The following is a 17,301-nucleotide window of genomic DNA, read 5'->3' as shown; positions in this document are numbered from 1 at the left end:
CCGCGGCAGGGTCCCCGCCCCGCGAAACCGTCCTTCCGTGCCCGAACGCGAGTTGATGTCTACCGTGCTGACGAACCTCCTGCGGTCCACCTACCGTCGCCTTCCGGTGCCCTGGCGCGCGCGCGTCGCGGAGCTGCGGCGACCGGGCCGGCGGACCCTCGTGTCCGTCGTCGTGCCGGTGTACAACGTCGAGCGGTATGTGGGGGAGTGCCTGGAGTCGATCCTCGCGCAGACGCACCGCCGTCTCGAGGTCGTGGTCGTCGACGACGGGTCCCCGGACCGGTCGATCGACGTCGTGAACGCGATCGCCGCGCGCGACCGGCGCGTGCGGGTGGTGCGGCAGGAGAATGCCGGCCTGGGCGCGGCGCGCAACACCGGGGTGCGGCACGCGCGCGGCGCGATGCTGTGCTTCGTCGACTCGGACGACACCGTGCCGCCGAACGCGGTGGAGGCGATGCTGACGTCGCTGACCCGCAGCGGGTCCGACTTCGCGGTCGGGTCGCTGGTGCGGGACACCTCGGCGGGCAAGCACATGCCGCCGTGGGCGCGGAAGCTGCACGACCGCACCCGGACCGGCGTGACCATCGCCGACGAGCCCGAGGTGCTCAAGAACGTCTTCGCGTGGACCAAGCTGTTCCGGACGGACTACTTCCGCCGGGTCGTCGGTGGGTTCCCGGAGGGGCTGTACGAGGACCAGGTGCCGTCCGCCAAGGCGTACCTGCACGGCCGGTTCGACGTGCTGGAGGACGTGGTCTGCCACTGGCGGATCCGCGACGACGAGTCGTCGATCACCCAGCAGAAGTCGACGATGCGCGACCTCACCGGCCGCTGGCGGATGCTCGACGAGCTGCACGAGGTGATGCGCGACGCCCCGGGGCCCGTGCGACAGGCGTGGGAGGCCAAGGTCGTCGGCTTCGACATGCGGCCGTACTACGAGCAGGTGCCACGCACGGACGACGAGTACTGGAGCTTCCTGCAGCGGGAGATCCGTGGCTTCGTCGACATGGCCGGGTACGAGCGCCTGGCGGAGGTCCCGGTCGCGGACCGTCTGCTGGCCGCGGCGACGTTCCACGGCCTGCGCGACGACGTCGTGGAGCTCGTCGCCCGGCGCGAGTCGCTGACCTGGAAGGTGCACGGCGTCGTCCGCGACGGCCGGGTGGGCATCGGGTCGGACTACCTCGCGGGCCTCGAGCTGGCGCCCGACGGCGTGGTGGACGACCTCGAGGCCGACGTCGAGGTCGTGTCCCGCGTGGCGGACGTCGTGCTCGAGGACAGCAGCGTCACGGTCGAGGGGAGCGCGTACCTCGCCTTCGTCGACCTCGACGGCATGGAGAGCGAGATCGCCGTGGAGGCGGTCTCGGACCTCGGGCACCGTGTCGCGGGCCGGGTCGAGCGCTTCGCCGACCAGACGATCGACATGCGCGCGGTGGACCCGTGGAACGACCACGCGGCCTCCGGATACCGCGCTCGTTTCGACCTGGGCGAGCTCGTGTCGCCGCCGTACCGGTTCGAGATCGGCGTGCGGGTGGCCGGGGTCGAGCGCACCGCGCCCCTGGCGCTGCCCGACCCGCGCGGCCTCGGGCGCCTGCCGAAGTTCGGCACGCTCGACGCCACCGGGCGCTGGTACGTCGACCAGCCCTCGGGTTCCGACGTGCTGGAGCTGCGGTGCATGACGTCCGCCCGGGTGCCGGTCGCAGACGTGCGGGTGGACGGGCGCCGGGTGGACCTCGTCCTCGCCGGGAGCATGCCCGCGGTCCGGGGCTGCGTCGCGCGGGCGGGGACGGTGTCGGTGCCCGGGGTGCGGCGGCAGGAGGACGGGCGCGAGATCGTCGCGTTCACGCTGCCCGAGCCGGCGCAGGACGAGCGCGCCCGGAGCTGGGCGTTCGCGGCCCGGCCTGCCGCCGGCGGGCGCGAGCAGCGGTTCTCCTGGGTGACGCCCAGCCGGACCCTGGACCCGCCCACCCGGTCCGGGGCTCTGGTCGGTGCCACCCGGTTCGGGAACGTGAACGCCCAGACCGGTCCGCTGCTGGGCGAGGTCGAGGAGCTGGCGCTCGGCCACGGCGGGCTGCGGGTGCGGGGCTGGGCCGCCGTCTCCTCCTCGCTGCGCGGGGTGCCGCTGAGCCTCGCCCTCGCGCACGACGTCGCCGACGGCAGCGCGGTGCCGCTCGACCTGGACGTGGACGGCGGGTTCGACGTCGTCGTCCCCGTGGCCGACGCGCTCGGCAACACCCTGTCCAAGACGGTGAACTTCGTCGTCACGCTGGTGGCCGGCGACGTCGCCGTGCGGCCCCGCGCGGCGTCGGGTCTGGTGCGCTCCCTGCCGCACGACCTCACGAACTCCGCGGTCTCGGCGACCGTCTCGGCCACGCCCAAGGCGGGCTCGGTGAGCCTGCGCCTGCGGACGTTCCTCGACGACACGGAGCGGAGCCGCCGGGCTCAGCACCGCCTGCAGCAGCGGTATCACCGCGGCGAGCAGGAGCCGCTGGACGCGGTGCTGCTCGAGTCGTTCGGCGGCCGGTCGGTGGGGGACTCCCCGTTGGCGCTGAGCCGGGAGCTGCACCGCCGCGGCGACGGGCGGCCGCAGTACTGGTCTGTCGCGTGCCTGTCGACCCCGGTGCCGGAGTGGGCCACCCCGGTGCTGCGCTTCTCGACCGCCTGGTACGACCTGCTCGAGCGCGCCACGCTGCTCGTGAACAACAACAACTGGCCGTGGTACTTCCGCAAGGGTCAGCACCAGACGTACCTGCAGACGTGGCACGGCACGCCGCTCAAGCGGATCGGGAACGACGTCCCGAGCGCGAACCTCACCATCACCTACCGCCGCCTCATGCAGCGCGAGGCGCAGTCCTGGGACGTCCTGCTGGCGCAGAACGAGTACTCCGCGGAGATCTTCCCGGGCGCCTTCGGCTACGACGGCAAGGTGCTCGTCGAGGGCTACCCGCGCAACGACTCGCTCGTGGACGGCACGGCCGAGGCGACCCGTGCAGCGGTGCGCGAGCGGCTCGGGCTCGGCGACGACGTCCGGGTGCTGCTGTACGCGCCGACGTGGCGGGACAACATCAAGGAGGGTGCCCGGTACGGCCGGGTGGCGTTCCTCGACTTCGACGAGCTGGCCCGCGCGGCCGGGCCGCGCACGGTCGTGCTGTACCGCGGCCACGCCAACACGGCCTCGTCGTCGAGCGACCTGCCCGACGGCGTCCTCGACGTGACGCACCACCCGGACGTGAACGAGCTGATGCTCGCGTCGGACGGTCTGATCACCGACTACTCGTCGATCATGTTCGACTACGGTGTGCTGCGGCGCCCGATCTACCTGCTCGTGCCCGACCTCGAGCTCTACGGGTCGACGACGCGTGGTTTCTACCGCGACCTGGTCGACGTGGCGCCCGGCCCGCTGTGCGCGGACACGTCCGAGCTGGTGACCGCGCTCGGGGCGGACCACTGGTCCGCGTGGGGCACCGCGCACGATAGGTTCGTCGCCGAGTTCGCACCGCAGGACGACGGCGCCGCGTCGGCGCGCGTGATCGACGCCGCCGGCCTGACCTCCTGACCGCCCCCACCAGCACCGGAGCACCCACCATGTCGATCTACCGTTCTGCCCGGGGCCGGCTCGCGCGCGAAGCGCGGACCCGCCTCGGGCGTCGCCTCCCGGACCGCTTCGGGATGCGGCGGTTCCGCCACCTCCTCGACGACTACGAGGTGGCGTCGCTCATCGAGGTGGACGGCAAGGTCCCGCTCAACTACTTCACGTACCGGCCGAACTTCGGCGACCTCCTGTCGCCGTGGCTCGTGGAGCAGATGACGGGCCGTGAGGTCGTCGTGGCGGACCGCAAGAAGCCGCACTACGTGGTGATCGGCTCGATCATCAACCAGGCGACGGCCAAGTCGATCGTGTGGGGCAGCGGCACCTACGGCACCGAGGGCAAGGACGAGGTCTCCCCCAAGGCGCACTACGCCGCCGTCCGCGGCCCGCTGACGCGCGCCAAGCTGGGCGCCTCGCGGGGCTTCGGTATCCGCGCACCCGAGATCTACGGCGACCCGGCGCTGCTGCTGCCGCTGTACTACATGCCCGAGGTGCCGGTCACGCACGAGTACGGCGTCGTCGTGCGCTGGAGCGAGCGGCGCTGGGCGCAGGCCACGTTCGGCCCGGGAGTGAAGATGATCGACTTCGCCCGCAGCGACGTGGAGGCGGTGATCCGGGAGCTGCTCTCGTGCAAGCGGATCGTCACCTCGTCGCTGCACGGGCTCATCGTCGCGGACGCCTACGGCATCCCCAACGCGTGGCTGGCCTCCGACTCGCCGCGCGGCGGCGTCTACAAGTTCTACGACTACTTCGCGTCGGTCGACAAGTTCCGGAACCCGCAGGCACTCGACCTCGCCGCCGGGCCGGTGACGCAGGAGCGCCTGCGCGACTCGCTGACGTTCGACGACGAGGCGATCACGTACGACTACCGGCCGTTGCTCGACTCCTCCCCCTTCCTGCGCCGCAAGAAGGGAGCGCGGCCCGCGCCGGCGGCGGCCCTGCCCGCCCGCGAGCCCAGCACGCGCCCGGACAAGCAGCCCGGCCGCAGCGTGCTGCTGCCGTCGTTGGGATTCTTCGCCGGGAATGCCGTGAACTACCTCCCGGTGCGGATGGAGGGCCCGGTGTCGCAGATCCGCCTCTTCCTGCCGAAGATCGCGGGGGAGCTCGACCTGCGGGGCCTGGAGCTCTATCAGGCGGGTCGACGGGTGACCGTCGACGACGGGAAGACGACGGTCGACCAGAGCTCGGACGCCAGGCGTCCGGGCAACCGTCGCAGCCCGTTCGTCCTGGGTGGGATCCGGTCGCGGAAGGAGTCGGGCGCCTGGTGGACCGTCTCGTTCGACACGCCGGTCGGCGCGGACGAGGTCCGGGTCTTCAACCGGCTCGACGGTTGGGGCTCCCGGGCGCGCCACCTGTCGGTGGCCGTCGCCGGTCCTGACGGGCAGTTCTCCACGGTGCGCTCGGTGGACTCCGACCGCGTCGTCACGGAGACCCTCGAGCTCCTCGCCCGGCTGACCGGCCGAAAGCTGGACGCGTCCGTGCTCGCGTCGGCGGAGTCCGCCGCCGCCGCGCGGACGGAGGTCCTCGCGGAGCTCGCGCGCCGCGCGGGCGAAGGTCTGCTCACCCCGGACCGCGAGGAGCAGCGGCTGCTGGCGGCGCTCGTCCGCACGCACCGGCTGGCCGCGGACGAGATCCTGACCGACGACGAGTGGACGCTGCTCGCCCACCTGCTGGTGGCGGAGCGGGTCCGGGTCCCCGCGACCAAGACGTCGATGCGGTCGTTCCACCTGGTGCTCGACTCCCACGAGGCGCTGCGGCGGCTGCAGTCGGAGGTCGATCGGGCGGGCGAGGTGCTCGGCACACCCCCGGCGGTGGTGACCCGGCACGGGCTCACCGACGTCGGCGGGCTGCGCAAGCGCTCCGACGACCACGTCGCGCTGATGCGCAAGGCCGCCGGCGTGCTCGACGAGTGCGGCTACCCGGCGATGCTCGCCTACGGGACCCTGCTGGGCGCCGTGCGCGAGGGCGACTTCCTGGCGCACGACGACGACATCGACATGCTGATCCCGCTGCAGGCCGCGACCCGGGAGGAGGCCGACGAGATCCTCGGCGGCCTGCACACCCGGCTCCGTGAGCTCGGATGGAAGGTGTCGCGCCCGAACAGCTACACCAACTTCCACCTCACCGACCCGGCGACCGGTCTCCACATCGACGTCTTCCCGCTGCTGGTGGACGGGGACAGCACGCAGCTGCACATGGAGAAGATGAAGCTGCGCGCGATCCCCACCTCCGTGGTGCTGCCGTCGTCGACGATCACGTTCCTCGGCGAGGAGATGCTGGCGCCGGCGCAGCCGGAGGCGTTCCTCGCCGAGCGCTACGGCGAGACCTGGTCCACGCCGGACCCGTTCTACGACTGGCCCTGGGCGCTGCGCGACTGACCGGCTGCGCGACCGACCAGGGAGACCTGACGCCGACGGGGGACGACCGCAAGGTCGTCCCCCGTCGGCGTCCTGCGTCGTGAGGTGGCGATGCCGTTCTCGGCGTCCGTCAGGGCAGGGCGTCGGCCTCGCGCAGCTCGCGGAGCACGTACGGCGCCATCGTCTTGGTGTACGTCGTCGTGAGGTGGCTGTTGTCGCGGTAGACGTTCACGCCGCCGATGACGGACGGGCAGGTCGTGTCGTCGCAGTAGTAGTCGGTGAGGTCCACGTAGTCCGCGCCGGGCACGTCCTTCGCCGTGGCGGCGAACGTGTTCGGGAAGGGGAACGCCTTCTCCCGCGTCGTGTCGCAGGAGTCGGGCTCGATCACGTCGAGCTCCTCGAGGCACCGGGAGGGACCGGTGGGATGCCACGGGTTGTCCGACAGCGCCACGATCGGCACGTCGCGGTCGGCCAGGGGCTTCCAGGCGGCCGCCATCTCCCGGCGCTGCTGGTCGGCGTCGCCGGAGAGCATCTTGAGGTAGGCGGTGGTGACGACGAGGTCGATGTCGTCGGCGTGCTCCACCAGCCAGGGGTCGAGCTGGTCCTTCCACGTCTCGCACGTCTCGGAGCGCTGCGGGTCGTCGTAGTTGATGGTGCCGGTGGTCCATGCGCACGTGGCCTTGAGCTGCGGCGTCAGGCTGATGGTGCCCTGCTCGGCCATCGCGATGAAGGCCGGCAGCATGGCGCGCGCGTGCGAGTCGCCGATGAGGACGACGTGCGGGACGTCGGGGTCGTCCACGGGCCCGAACGAGCACTCCTTGAGGGTGTCCTCGAACCCCTCGACCCAGCAGTCCGGGTAGTCGGCGTAGTCGCCGCCGACCGCCTCCGGGGCGGGCACGAGCATGCCGTCGAGGTCGGGGTTGTCGCAGGGCTTCTCCGGGTCCATCGACCCGGCGCCGAAGCAGGGCGGCATGTCGGCGACAAGGCGGGCGGCGAGCGCCTCCTGCTGCGCGGTGCGGTGGTCGGCGACGGCGAGGCCGCCGCCCGCGACCAGGGCGAGCACGGCGGCGCCCGCCGCGGTGAGGCCCAGCGCGCGCCCGGTCCGCTGCAGCCCCCAGCGGGTCGAGAACCGGAACGTGTCCTCGACGTAGCGCTTGCTGACGGCCGAGAGCAGCACGACCGCGACGAGCAGGCCGGCGCGCTCGACGAGGCCGGGGTTGTGCCCGATGACGTAGGGGAGGATGACGATCGCGGGCCAGTGCCACAGGTACAGCGAGTAGGAGATCTCGCCCGCGTACTGGACCGGTCGCCAGCGCATGAGCGGCGTGGGGCTGAGCGCCCCCGCGGGCGTGCCCGCCCAGATCACGGCGAGCGTGGCCACCACCGGCAGGATGGCGGCGGTGCCAGGGAACGGCGTCTGCGCGTCGTAGGCTAGACCGCCCGCGGCGATCGCCACGAGGCCCGCCCAGCTCACGAGCACCCGCCAGCGACCGTCGAGACGGGGGACGACCGTCCGCGCGAGCACCACGGCCAGCAGGGCGCCGGCGCCGAACTGCCAGGCGCGCGTCGTCGTGACGAAGTAGGCGGACGCCGGGTTGGTGGTGGTGAGCCACAGGGAGTACCCGAACGAGGCGAGCGTCGCGACGGCGAGCACGGCGCCCGTGACGCCGCGGCGCGACCGGCCGGCGCGGGCCGCGAGCACGGCGGAGGCCAGCACGAGCAGCGGCCACACGAGGTAGAACTGCTCCTCGGCCGAGAGGGACCAGTAGTGCTGGACCGGCGACGGCGCGTTCTCGGCGGCAAGATAGTCGACCGAGTCGGCCGCCAGCACCCAGTTCTCGACGTACAGGGTGGCGCCGATCGCCTCGCGGAACCACTGGTGCCACTGCGTCATGGGGACGAGCAGGAGCGTCGCGACGACCGAGACGGCGATCACCAGGTACGCGACCGGGAGGAGGCGGCGGGCGCGCCGCGCCCAGAACCTGCCGAGGGCGACGGTGCCGGTCGCGTCGACCTCGCGCAGCAGGTGGCCGGTGATGAGGAACCCCGAGATGACGAAGAAGACGTCCACACCGATGTAGCCGCCGGGCATCCGGCCCGGCCAGAAGTGGAACAGCACGACGAGCAGCACCGCCAGGGCGCGCAGCGCCTGCACCTCGTAGCGCAGGACCGTGGCGGGGCGGGCGGGGGCCGCGGCGCGCTCGGGAGCGTCGACGGCGTTGCTCACAGCGCGGGTCCGGTCGCTGCGGGCGTGCGGGAGGGCATCTTGGCCACGGGTGAACCTTCGATGGGAGGCGGAGTCAACGGGACATGCTAACGGTGACCCGGACCGTGACCTTCGCCGTCCGGATTTCGGGGACGCGCCACCGGGCCCGTACGGTGCCGGGATGGTTCGAATCACCACTCCCGAACTGGTGCGCGACGGCGACGATGCCGTCGTCACCGCCGAGCTGTCCGGTATCCGCCCCGCGGGCACCCTCCGATATCGCTTCCCGGTCGCCCACTCCCCGACACCGGAGGCGATGGCCGACGCGGTCCTCCCGATCGGCCTGATGCTCGCGATGGCCACCGACCGGGAGCTCGTGCTCGACGCGCCGGTCTCGCCGGCGCTGCTCGCGCAGAGCGAGACGATCCAGGACGTCTTCGCCGCGTGGTACCCCGAGACGTTCGGTCGTGCGCGGCTCGAGGTCGACACCCGTGCGGCCACGCCCCCGCGCCGGGCCGATCGGGCGCTGTCGACCTTCACCGGCGGCGTGGACTCCTTCTACACGCTGCACCAGAACTCCGACGCCATCTCCAGCCTGCTCTTCGTGCACGGCTTCGACATCCCGCTGGCGCACCGGGAGTTCCGCAAGGTCACGTCGGAGCACCTCCAGGCGTCCGCCGCGGCGGCGGGCAAGGAGCTGATCGAGGGGGCCACCAACCTCCGCCGGTTCCTCAACCCGCACCTGAAGTGGTCGAGCATGTCGCACGGCGCGGCCATCACCAGCTTCGTGCTGCTGCTGTCCGGCACCCACGGCACCCTCTACCTCCCGGCGTCCTACTCCTACTCCGACCTCTTCCCGTGGGGCAGCCATCCGCTCGTCGACCCGCTGTGGTCGACCGAGTACCTGACGGTCCACCACGACGGCGCCGGCGCGACCCGCGTCGCGAAGACGCGCGCCATCGCGCACGACCGGGTGGCCCAGGAGCACCTGCGGGTCTGCTTCCAGCGGACCGGCGACTACAACTGCGACCGGTGCAAGAAGTGCGTGCGCACCAAGATCGCCCTCGAGCTCGAGGGGCGGCTCGGCTCCTTCGCCACGTTCGCGGAAGGCGTCGACGCGGACGCGGTGCGGGCCCTCGGCGTGCACAGCGAGACGGACCTCGCCTTCGCCCGCGAGAACCTGGACTTCGCGTACGCGCAGGGTCGGGAGGACTTCGCCGACGCCCTCAGCGGGTCCATCGACGCGTACCTGGCCGCGCGGGACGCGCCCGACGGCACCGCCACGCCGGAGGAGCAGCGGCTCCGGGCGCAGCTCGAGGAGGCGCACGCGCAGATCCTGCGGCTCGAGCAGCGTCCGGCGACGCGGGCGTGGAAGGTCGTGCGTGGCACCGCGCGCACGGCAGTGCGACGGGCCCGGCAGGTCGGGCCGCCGTTGCGCCGCGCTCGCGGGACGGGTCCGGAGCAGCGCCGCGGGTAGTCGGCGGCCTCGACCCGGTGGGGGCGGCGGCGCGGCCGGCCCCTCACCCCGCGGACCTGCGCACACGACGGCGTCAGGGCGTGACGGCGGCGGCGTGCACACCCATACTGGGGACTTCGCGGAGCACGAGGACGGGGAGACTGTCGTGGCGCTTGGCAGGTCGGACGAGCAGCAGCACCGCCGCACGGAAGGGGCACGACGGCGGGTCGTCGTCGTCGCGGACGACGTCCCACCGGCCGTGCTGCGCACCGCCGTCGAGCCGTACCGGGACGAGGACCTCTTCGTCATCGCCCCCACCCCGTACGACGAGTGGGCTCTCGACGAGACGCACCAGCGGTACCTGAGGTTCGTCAAGGAGTCGAACCTGCAGTGGTACCTCAAGCTCCACGGCCCGGTCGACCGCATCGTCGACGTCCGCCAGCGGTGGCCGAAGGAGCACGAGGCGACGCTGCGGAAGCTGCTCTTCCACCTCCTGCCGGGTGGTGAGTACGTGATCCCGCGGTCGGCGCTCACGGGGTACAAGGAGGGGAACCCGCTCGAGGCCAGGCTGGCCCGGTTCGCGCGGGCGCTGTCGCGCGGGGAGCCGGACGACGACGACGACTTCGCCGAGCTGTCCCGCGCCGTGGCCCAGGTGCGTCTCGACCGCGAGGAGATCGTGGTCCGCAAGAGCGGGACCCACTACCTCAAGCTGTCGGACCGGTGGGCGAACCGCCTGCTGTCCACCCGGAACGGCGGGACGACGACGGTGCAGGAGCTCGCGCTGCTCCCGGAGCAGAAGTTCGCGTCGTCGACCACGATCGACTCCCACGGCGCGTCACGACCGCTGCAAGGGCTGGAGACGACCGTCGCCGTCCCCCCGCACCACCTGCGGCACTACGAGGGCCGGATCGGCCTGGTGAGCCACTCGCTGACCTATACGGCGCACGAGATCCTGCCCGACTCGTTCCGGCACCACCTGTCCAACTCCCGCAACCGGCGGCTGGTCCAGGTGGACGAGAACTTCGCCCGGATCCCGCGGCACGTGCAGCCGGTCGAGGAGCTGGCGGGCTCCTACTACCTGCTGGACTCGGAGAACTCGGGCCACTACGGGCACCTCATGACCGAGGTGATCTCGCGGCTGTGGGGCTGGGACGCCGCGAAGGCGGACGACCCCGGTCTCAAGGCGGTCTTCCGGCTCCGGTACGCGGCCGAGCGCGACCCCAGGCTCGAGCGCACGGTCCTCGCGGCCTTCGGCATCGGCCCGGAGGACGTCGTGACCGTCGACCACCCGGTGTACCTCGAGTCGATGTACGCCGCGACCCCCATGTTCCACAACGCCCGCCCGTACTACGTGCACCCGGAGATCCGCGCGGTGTGGCGCCGCATCCGCGACGGCCTGCCCGCGGACCCGGGGCCCACCTGGGACCGGGTGTTCGTCTCGCGCAAGGACCGGTACGGGAACCGTCGCTGCCTCAACCGGGTGGAGGTGGAGGACTATTTCGCCGAGGCCGGGTTCCAGGTGATCTATCCCGAGGAGTTCTCGCTCGGGCGGCAGGCGGAGATCTTCGCCCGTGCCCGGGCGGTCGCAGGGTTCGGGGGCTCGGCCATGTTCAACACCCTGTTCGCGGAGAACCTCGAGCACATGATCGTGCTCACGCAGGAGGCGTACACGGCCCGCAACGAGGCGCTGATCGCGCTGCCGCTCGGTGTGCGGATGCACTACTTCTGGAACCAGCCCCGGATCCCGCACCCGCCCGGCGGGTGGGCGGAGGAGGCGTACAAGTCCGACTGGACGTTCGACTTCTCCCGCCACCGGAGCGAGCTCAGCGGGCTGGTGAGATCGCTCTGACCCGCTCCTGCGCCCACTCCCGCGCCGCCCGACGACGACGGCGGTAGGTCTTCGGGTCCTCCAGCGCCTGGCGGATCTCGGCCAGGCCACGGTCGCGCCGCCGCCACAGGCGGTCGCCGCGGTGCAGCAGGCCCCACACGGGACGGTTCAGGAGCCGCGTGCCGTCCCACGCGTCCGTCCGGTCGATCACCGACTGCGGCACCGGCTGCGGGTCGTCGTGCACGTACGCCTCGAGGATCTGGTCGTAGCTGTCGCTGAGCACGGTGCTCGTCGGGTCCAGGCCGAGGACGACCACGACCCCCGTCGGGCTGGTGTCGACCGGCAGCACGGTGAGGTCGGGGCGGTAGGCGCGCAGCACGTCGGCGACACGGAACACGTCACCGGTCCACGCGCTCGTGTGCCGCTCCCGTGCCGCCTCGTCGACGTTCCGCGGCAGCATGTCGTCGAGGACGACGACGCTCGACCACCGGCAGTGCTTCTCGACGTTGATGAAGTCGCGCAGCGCGTACTCGAACAGGTGCATGCCGTCGATGAACGCCAGCTCGACCGGGCCGCCGAGCCACTCCTTCGGGTCGGTCGTGGCGAAGTACTCGTCGCCGGTGGTCCGCGCGAGCCGGACCGGCGCGCTGAGCTCCTTCCGGATCGCGTAGGCGGGGTCGATGCCGACGCTCGGCACCGACGAGAGGCGCAGGCTCGAGCCGTCGGCCACGCCCACCTCCAGGTAGGTGCGGGGCCGGAGCCGGCGGTGGAGGCCGGTCAGCAGCGCGTGCCTGCTGAGGCGGGTCTGCGGGGTGCGCGCCTTCTGTGACATGGGGCACATCATCGCGAGGTTGGCGGCACAGCGGAAGGCCGCCGCGCGACCGCGGCGATCTTGGCGACCCTTTCTGCGGGAGCGGGGGCCCGCCTTGGGAGGGTCGGGGCCCGCCGGGATATCCTCCGAGCCGGCCCCGCACCCCTCTGAAGGAGCCCTCCGTTGTCCGCACCCGTCGGCGCCCCCGAGCGCGTGACCGCCCCGGCGGCCGCGCCCACGCACGTCCGCACGGACGTCCAGGGGCTGCGTGCGCTGGCGGTGAGCGCGGTGCTCGTCTACCACCTGCTGCCGGGCACGGTCACGGGCGGGTACGTGGGCGTCGATGTCTTCTTCGTCATCTCCGGCTTCCTCATCACCTCCCACCTGCTGCGCCGTCCGGTGCGCGGGGTGCGCGACCTGCTGGAGTTCTGGGCCCGCCGGGTGCGCCGGCTGATCCCCGCGGCGACGGTGGTGCTGCTCGCCACGCTCGCGGCGACGCTGCTGTGGCTCCCGACGACCGTGCACGCCCGGGTGGCACGGGACGTCGCCGCCGCAGCCCTGTACGTGGAGAACTGGTCGCTGGCCCGGTCGGCGACGGACTACCTCGCCGCCGAGGAGCTGGCGTCGCCGGTCCAGCACTACTGGTCGCTGTCGGTCGAGGAACAGTTCTACGTGGTGTGGCCGGTGCTGGTCGGGCTGACGGTATGGCTCGCGGTGCGCCTGCGCCGGCGCGGCACGGGGTTCTCGACGTGGCTGCCGACGGCGGTGGTGGGGCTGGTCGTCGTCGTGTCCCTCGCGTGGTCCGTGCACCTGACGGCGACGAACCCGGCCGCGGCGTACTTCGTCACGACGACGCGGCTGTGGGAGCTCGCGCTCGGCGGGCTCGTCGCGGCGGCCGTGACGGTCCGCCCCTGGCGGCTGTCCGCGCCCGTGCGGGCGACCCTGGCGTGGGCCGGGCTCGCGGCCGTGCTGGCCGCGGTGGTCCTCCTCGACGGGTCGACGCCGTTCCCCGGGGTCGCGGCAGCGCTGCCCACGGTGGGTGCGGCGCTGGTGATCGCGGCGGCGGCCGACGGCGCCCGCGGCGGCCCCGGCGGGCTGCTCGCGCTGCGCCCGGTGCAGTGGCTGGGCGACGTCTCGTACAGCGTCTACCTCTGGCACTGGCCGCTGATCGTCGTGGTGCCGTACGTGCTCGGGCGCGCGCTGGGCGCGGCCGAGCTGGTCGGCGTCGTGCTGGCGTCCCTGCTGCTGGCCGCCGCGACCAAGCGCTGGGTGGAGGACCCGCTGCGTCGCCAGCCGCTGCTGGTGCGACGCCGGGCCGCGACGTTCGGCCTGCTCGCGGTGTGCGTCGGGGTCACCGCGGTCTGGGGCCTGTCCACGGCGTCGACGGCGGAGGCCCGCGAGCGCGAGGCCATCGCCGCCGCGCCGGCGAACGTCGCCGCGGCGGGGGAGTGCGCGGGCGCCGGCGCGGTGCGCGACCCGTCCTGCGACGTCCGGGGCCTGCTCACCCCGCCGGAGGCGGCCGCGCAGGACGAGCCCGACGTGTACGCCGACGGTTGCTGGAACGACCCGCCGTTCACGACCCGGAACTCCTGCTCCTACGGCTCCGACGACGCGCCGCTGCGGATCGCCGTGCTGGGCAACTCGCACGCCGGGCACTGGACGCCGGCGCTGGAGGCGGGGGAGGTCGCCGGGGACTGGCAGGTCGACACGTACCTGCAGTCGTCGTGCTACCCGGTCGAGCGGCTCCTGGAGTACGAGGCCGCCGCCGACGCCCAGGGCTGCCTCGACACCACCCGCTGGGCGACCGACTCGATCACCGGCGGCGGGTACGACCTCGTGGTCGTGTCGGCCCGGACCAACCAGCTCCTGGCGGACGTCCCGGAGGACCAGCAGGCCGACGTCGCGCAGGACGCGTACGCGGACACGCTGGCGACGTTCACCGACGCGGGCCTTCCCGTGCTCGTGCTGCGCGACACCCCCGCGATGCCGGACAGCGTGCCGGACTGCCTCGCCACCGGCCCGGTCGCCTGGGACGACTGCGGCGCCCCGCCGTCGCAGGCGCTCGAGCCGGACCCGCTGGCCGCCGCCGCCCGCGCCGACTCCTCCGGGCTGGTGACCGCGCGCGAGGTCACCGACCTCATGTGCGACGAGGAGGTCTGCCACCCGGTGATCGGCGGCGTCGTCGCGTACTTCGACCACGGCCACCTCACCGCGACGTTCGCGCGCACGCTCACCCCCGAGGTGACGGAGGGCGTCCGGGCGGCGCTCGGCACGCGCCCCGGCTGAGTGTGCTTCACCTCACATTCACGAGGTTCGCGCTCTACTGTCACCCTTGACGGCCGCTTCCGGCGGCCGCACCTCACGAAGGGGTCACCATGAGCATGCGCACCACCCATCGCGCGCGTCTGGTCGCCGTCGGCGCCGCCACGGCTCTCCTGATCGCGGGCGCCGGCAGCGCCGCCGTCGCCGGCGACACCGCGGCCGAGCCGCCCTCCACCCCGGTCCCGGTCGCCACCCCGGACGGTCAGACCTTCTCCTACGTCGTCAACGCCAAGCACGCCAACCCCGGCCAGACCCGCCTCGCCGCGCGGGCGGTCGAGGCGGCGGGCGGGGTCGTCGTGCAGTCGTGGCCCGAGATCGGCGTCGTCGTCGCGCACTCCGCGCGCGAGGACTTCCGGCCCGACGTCGTCCGCCTCGCGAAGGGGCACGCGGTCGAGTCGGTCGGGGTCACCCGCACCGTCCCGGTGAGCGAGGGCACGCCGGCCGCCGCGGCCGACGTGCCCGGGGCCAAGGGCGGCCCCTTCACGCCGAAGGTCACCAAGAAGCCCGGTGCGGGCGTCGAGGACGACGCCGGCACGGCGGCCGTCCCGGATCCCGGCGAGGCCACCCAGTGGGACATGGCGATGATCAAGGCCGACCAGGCGATCGAGATCGACCCGGGCTCGCCGGACGTGCTGGTCGGGGTGCTCGACTCCGGCATCGACGTCACCCACCCCGACCTCGCCACGCAGGTCGACACCGACGCGTCGGTGAACTGCACGGCGGCGGGCCGGCCCGACACGTCGGCCACCGGCTGGCTGCCCACGACGTCCGACCACGGCACCCACGTGGCCGGCACCATCGCCGCCGCCGACAACGGCCTCGGCATCGTCGGCGTCGCGCCGGGCGTGAAGATGGCGTCGGTGAAGGTCGTCAACGACGACGGCTTCATCTACCCGGAGTACGCCGTCTGCGGCTTCGTGTGGGCGGGCCTGCACGGCGTGGACGTCACCAACAACTCGTACTACATCGACCCGTTCATGTACTGGTGCGCCGACCAGCCCGACCAGGCGGCCGTGAAGGAGGCCGTGCGCCGCGCGATCGACTTCTCCACCGACCGGGGAGCGGTGCACGCGGCCGCGGCCGGCAACGCGTCCACCGACCTGGCGAACAACACGCAGGACACGTCGAGCCCGAACGACTCCACGGCCGTGGACCGCACCATCAACTCCGGCTGCGAGGACATCCCGACGGAGGCGGACGGTGTGGTGACGGTGTCGTCGGTGACGAGCACGGGCGCGCTCAGCTCGTTCTCCAACCGCGGCCTCGGCAAGATCGACGTGGCTGCCCCGGGCAGCGCCATCGTCTCGACCGAGCTGAACGGCACGTGGGACACCAAGAGCGGCACGTCGATGGCGTCGCCGCACGTCGCGGGAGTGCTGGCGCTCATGGTGTCCGCGCACCCCGACTGGACGCCCGCGCAGCTCGAGCAGGCGGTGCGCGACCAGGCCGACGACCGGCCCTGCGGCACCACGCCCGTCGGGCCGACATGCGTCGGGACGCCGGAGGAGAACTCGTTCTTCGGTGACGGCATGGTCGACGCGCTCGACGCGGTGACGCTCGGCTGACCGTCCCGCACGGCTGATCGCGACGGCCCGTCGGAGTCCTCCTCCGGCGGGCCGTCGCCCGTGCCGGGTCCCGGCGGCTTCCGACCGTGAAAACCCTGTAGCCTGATCGGAATAATGCACAATCTGGACGTCCCGCTGCGCCGCTCTCCAGCCTGGCACTGCGGACCTGAAGCACCGGAGCAGAGAGCATGTCGACGTATCCCCCTGTCCGAGACCGGCTCGCTCGTGCGGCGAGGGCCGGTCTCGGGCGCCGTGTCCCGGACGTCTTCGGCACGCGGCGCTCGCGCCGTCTGCTCGACGACTACGAGGTGGCGGACCTCATCGAGGTGGAGGGCAAGGTCCCGCTCAACTACTTCACCTACCGCCCGAACTTCGGGGACCTCCTCTCGCCCTGGCTCGTGCGGAAGATGACGGGCAAGAAGGTGGTGGTCGCCGACCGGACGAAGCCGCACTACATGGTGATCGGCTCGATCATCAGCCAGGCCACCGCCGGCACCGTCGTCTGGGGCAGCGGCACCTACGGCACCGAGGGCAGGGACGAGGTGTCCCCGGACGCGCAGTACACCGCGGTCCGCGGCCCCCTGACCCGGGCGAAGCTCGGCGCGTCCAAGGGCTTCGGCATCGAGGTGCCCGAGGTCTACGGCGACCCGGCCCTGCTGCTCCCGCTGTACTACCTGCCGAAGGTGCCGATCACGCACGAGTACGGCGTCGTGGTGCGCTGGAGCGAGCGCCGCTGGGCACGGGCGACGTTCGGCCCCGGTGTGAAGCTGATCGACTTCGCCCGGACCGACGTGGAGGCCGTGGTCCGGGAGCTGCTCTCGTGCAAGCGGGTCGTCACGTCCTCCCTGCACGGGCTCATCGTCGCGGACGCCTACGGCATCCCCAACGCCTGGCTGGCCTCCGCCTCGCCGCGGGGAGGCGTCTACAAGTTCTACGACTACTTCGCCTCGGTCGAGAAGTTCCGGAACCCGCAGTCCTTCGACCTCTCCGGCGGTCCCGTCACCAGGGAGCGGCTGCGCGACGGGCTCTCGTTCAGCGGCGACCCGATCGAGTACGACTACCGGCCGCTCCTCGACGCGTCGCCGTTCCTCCGGCGCAAGGCGTCCCTCCCTCCCCGCCAGGCCGACCCCGAGCCTGTCGAGGTCGTCGCCACCGCCGGTTGAGCCGGGACGG

General features: G+C 72.7%; 9 protein-coding genes. 7 read left to right on the top strand and 2 right to left on the bottom strand.

Annotation, left to right across the window (positions count from 1 at the left end; translation table 11 throughout):
• Positions 1 to 55 precede the first annotated feature (55 nt).
• The gene (locus B5Y66_RS01050; RefSeq protein WP_079569833.1) at positions 56 to 3,550 is read left to right on the top strand and encodes a bifunctional glycosyltransferase/CDP-glycerol:glycerophosphate glycerophosphotransferase; all 3,495 of its coding nucleotides are present in this window, start codon (positions 56 to 58) and stop codon (positions 3,548 to 3,550) included.
• 29 nt (positions 3,551 to 3,579) lie between these two features.
• Positions 3,580 to 5,961 carry a polysaccharide pyruvyl transferase family protein gene (locus B5Y66_RS01045; protein WP_079569831.1) on the top strand — a complete coding sequence of 794 codons (2,382 nt, stop codon included), beginning with the start codon at positions 3,580 to 3,582 and terminating at the stop codon, positions 5,959 to 5,961.
• A 109-nt stretch (positions 5,962 to 6,070) separates the two neighbouring features.
• On the opposite strand, the gene B5Y66_RS01040 is transcribed toward B5Y66_RS01045, so the two are convergent.
• On the bottom strand, positions 6,071 to 8,167 hold the full coding sequence (locus tag B5Y66_RS01040; RefSeq protein WP_176168746.1) for an acyltransferase family protein: 2,097 nt from the start codon (positions 8,165 to 8,167) through the stop codon (positions 6,071 to 6,073).
• Positions 8,168 to 8,327: 160 nt separating this feature from the next.
• On the opposite strand from B5Y66_RS01040, the gene B5Y66_RS01035 reads away from it, so the two are divergent.
• Both B5Y66_RS01035 and B5Y66_RS01030 read left to right on the top strand, forming a co-directional pair.
• Positions 8,328 to 9,623 (top strand): hypothetical protein, encoded by a 1,296-nt coding sequence (locus B5Y66_RS01035; protein ID WP_176168745.1) that lies wholly within the window; start codon positions 8,328 to 8,330, stop codon positions 9,621 to 9,623.
• A 145-nt stretch (positions 9,624 to 9,768) separates the two neighbouring features.
• The gene (locus B5Y66_RS01030; RefSeq protein ID WP_079569823.1) at positions 9,769 to 11,451 is read left to right on the top strand and encodes a glycosyltransferase family 61 protein; all 1,683 of its coding nucleotides are present in this window, start codon (positions 9,769 to 9,771) and stop codon (positions 11,449 to 11,451) included.
• Here B5Y66_RS01030 and B5Y66_RS01025 read toward each other — a convergent pair.
• The gene (locus B5Y66_RS01025; protein ID WP_176168744.1) at positions 11,426 to 12,262 is read right to left on the bottom strand and encodes a class I SAM-dependent methyltransferase; all 837 of its coding nucleotides are present in this window, start codon (positions 12,260 to 12,262) and stop codon (positions 11,426 to 11,428) included. The genes B5Y66_RS01030 and B5Y66_RS01025 overlap by 26 nt on opposite strands.
• A 162-nt stretch (positions 12,263 to 12,424) precedes the next feature.
• Between B5Y66_RS01025 and B5Y66_RS01020 the strand changes: the two genes are divergently transcribed.
• The 3 genes from B5Y66_RS01020 to B5Y66_RS01010 all read left to right on the top strand — a co-directional run bounded on the left by B5Y66_RS01020 (position 12,425) and on the right by B5Y66_RS01010 (position 17,291).
• Positions 12,425 to 14,527, top strand: a complete 2,103-nt coding sequence (locus tag B5Y66_RS01020; protein WP_079569820.1) for an acyltransferase family protein — start codon at positions 12,425 to 12,427, stop codon at positions 14,525 to 14,527.
• Between the two features lie 89 nt (positions 14,528 to 14,616).
• Positions 14,617 to 16,128 carry a S8 family peptidase gene (locus B5Y66_RS01015; RefSeq protein WP_079569818.1) on the top strand — a complete coding sequence of 504 codons (1,512 nt, stop codon included), beginning with the start codon at positions 14,617 to 14,619 and terminating at the stop codon, positions 16,126 to 16,128.
• A 188-nt stretch (positions 16,129 to 16,316) separates the two neighbouring features.
• On the top strand, positions 16,317 to 17,291 hold the full coding sequence (locus tag B5Y66_RS01010) for a polysaccharide pyruvyl transferase family protein (RefSeq protein ID WP_079569813.1): 975 nt from the start codon (positions 16,317 to 16,319) through the stop codon (positions 17,289 to 17,291).
• Positions 17,292 to 17,301 lie beyond the last annotated feature (10 nt).

The sequence above is a fragment of the Krasilnikoviella flava genome (genome assembly GCF_900167525.1).
Lineage (GTDB): Bacteria > Actinomycetota > Actinomycetes > Actinomycetales > Cellulomonadaceae > Isoptericola > Isoptericola flavus.
Note: the sequence above shows the minus strand (reverse complement) of the source record. Positions and strands in the feature narration are given on the sequence as shown.

Coding starts and splice junctions, on each gene's coding strand:
- B5Y66_RS01010 (WP_079569813.1), top strand. CDS start 16,317: ATGTCGACGTATCCCCCTGTCCGAGACCGGCTCGCTCGTGCGGCGAGG.
- B5Y66_RS01045 (WP_079569831.1), top strand. CDS start 3,580: ATGTCGATCTACCGTTCTGCCCGGGGCCGGCTCGCGCGCGAAGCGCGG.
- B5Y66_RS01025 (WP_176168744.1), bottom strand. CDS start 12,262: ATGTCACAGAAGGCGCGCACCCCGCAGACCCGCCTCAGCAGGCACGCG.
- B5Y66_RS01035 (WP_176168745.1), top strand. CDS start 8,328: ATGGTTCGAATCACCACTCCCGAACTGGTGCGCGACGGCGACGATGCC.
- B5Y66_RS01050 (WP_079569833.1), top strand. CDS start 56: ATGTCTACCGTGCTGACGAACCTCCTGCGGTCCACCTACCGTCGCCTT.
- B5Y66_RS01015 (WP_079569818.1), top strand. CDS start 14,617: ATGAGCATGCGCACCACCCATCGCGCGCGTCTGGTCGCCGTCGGCGCC.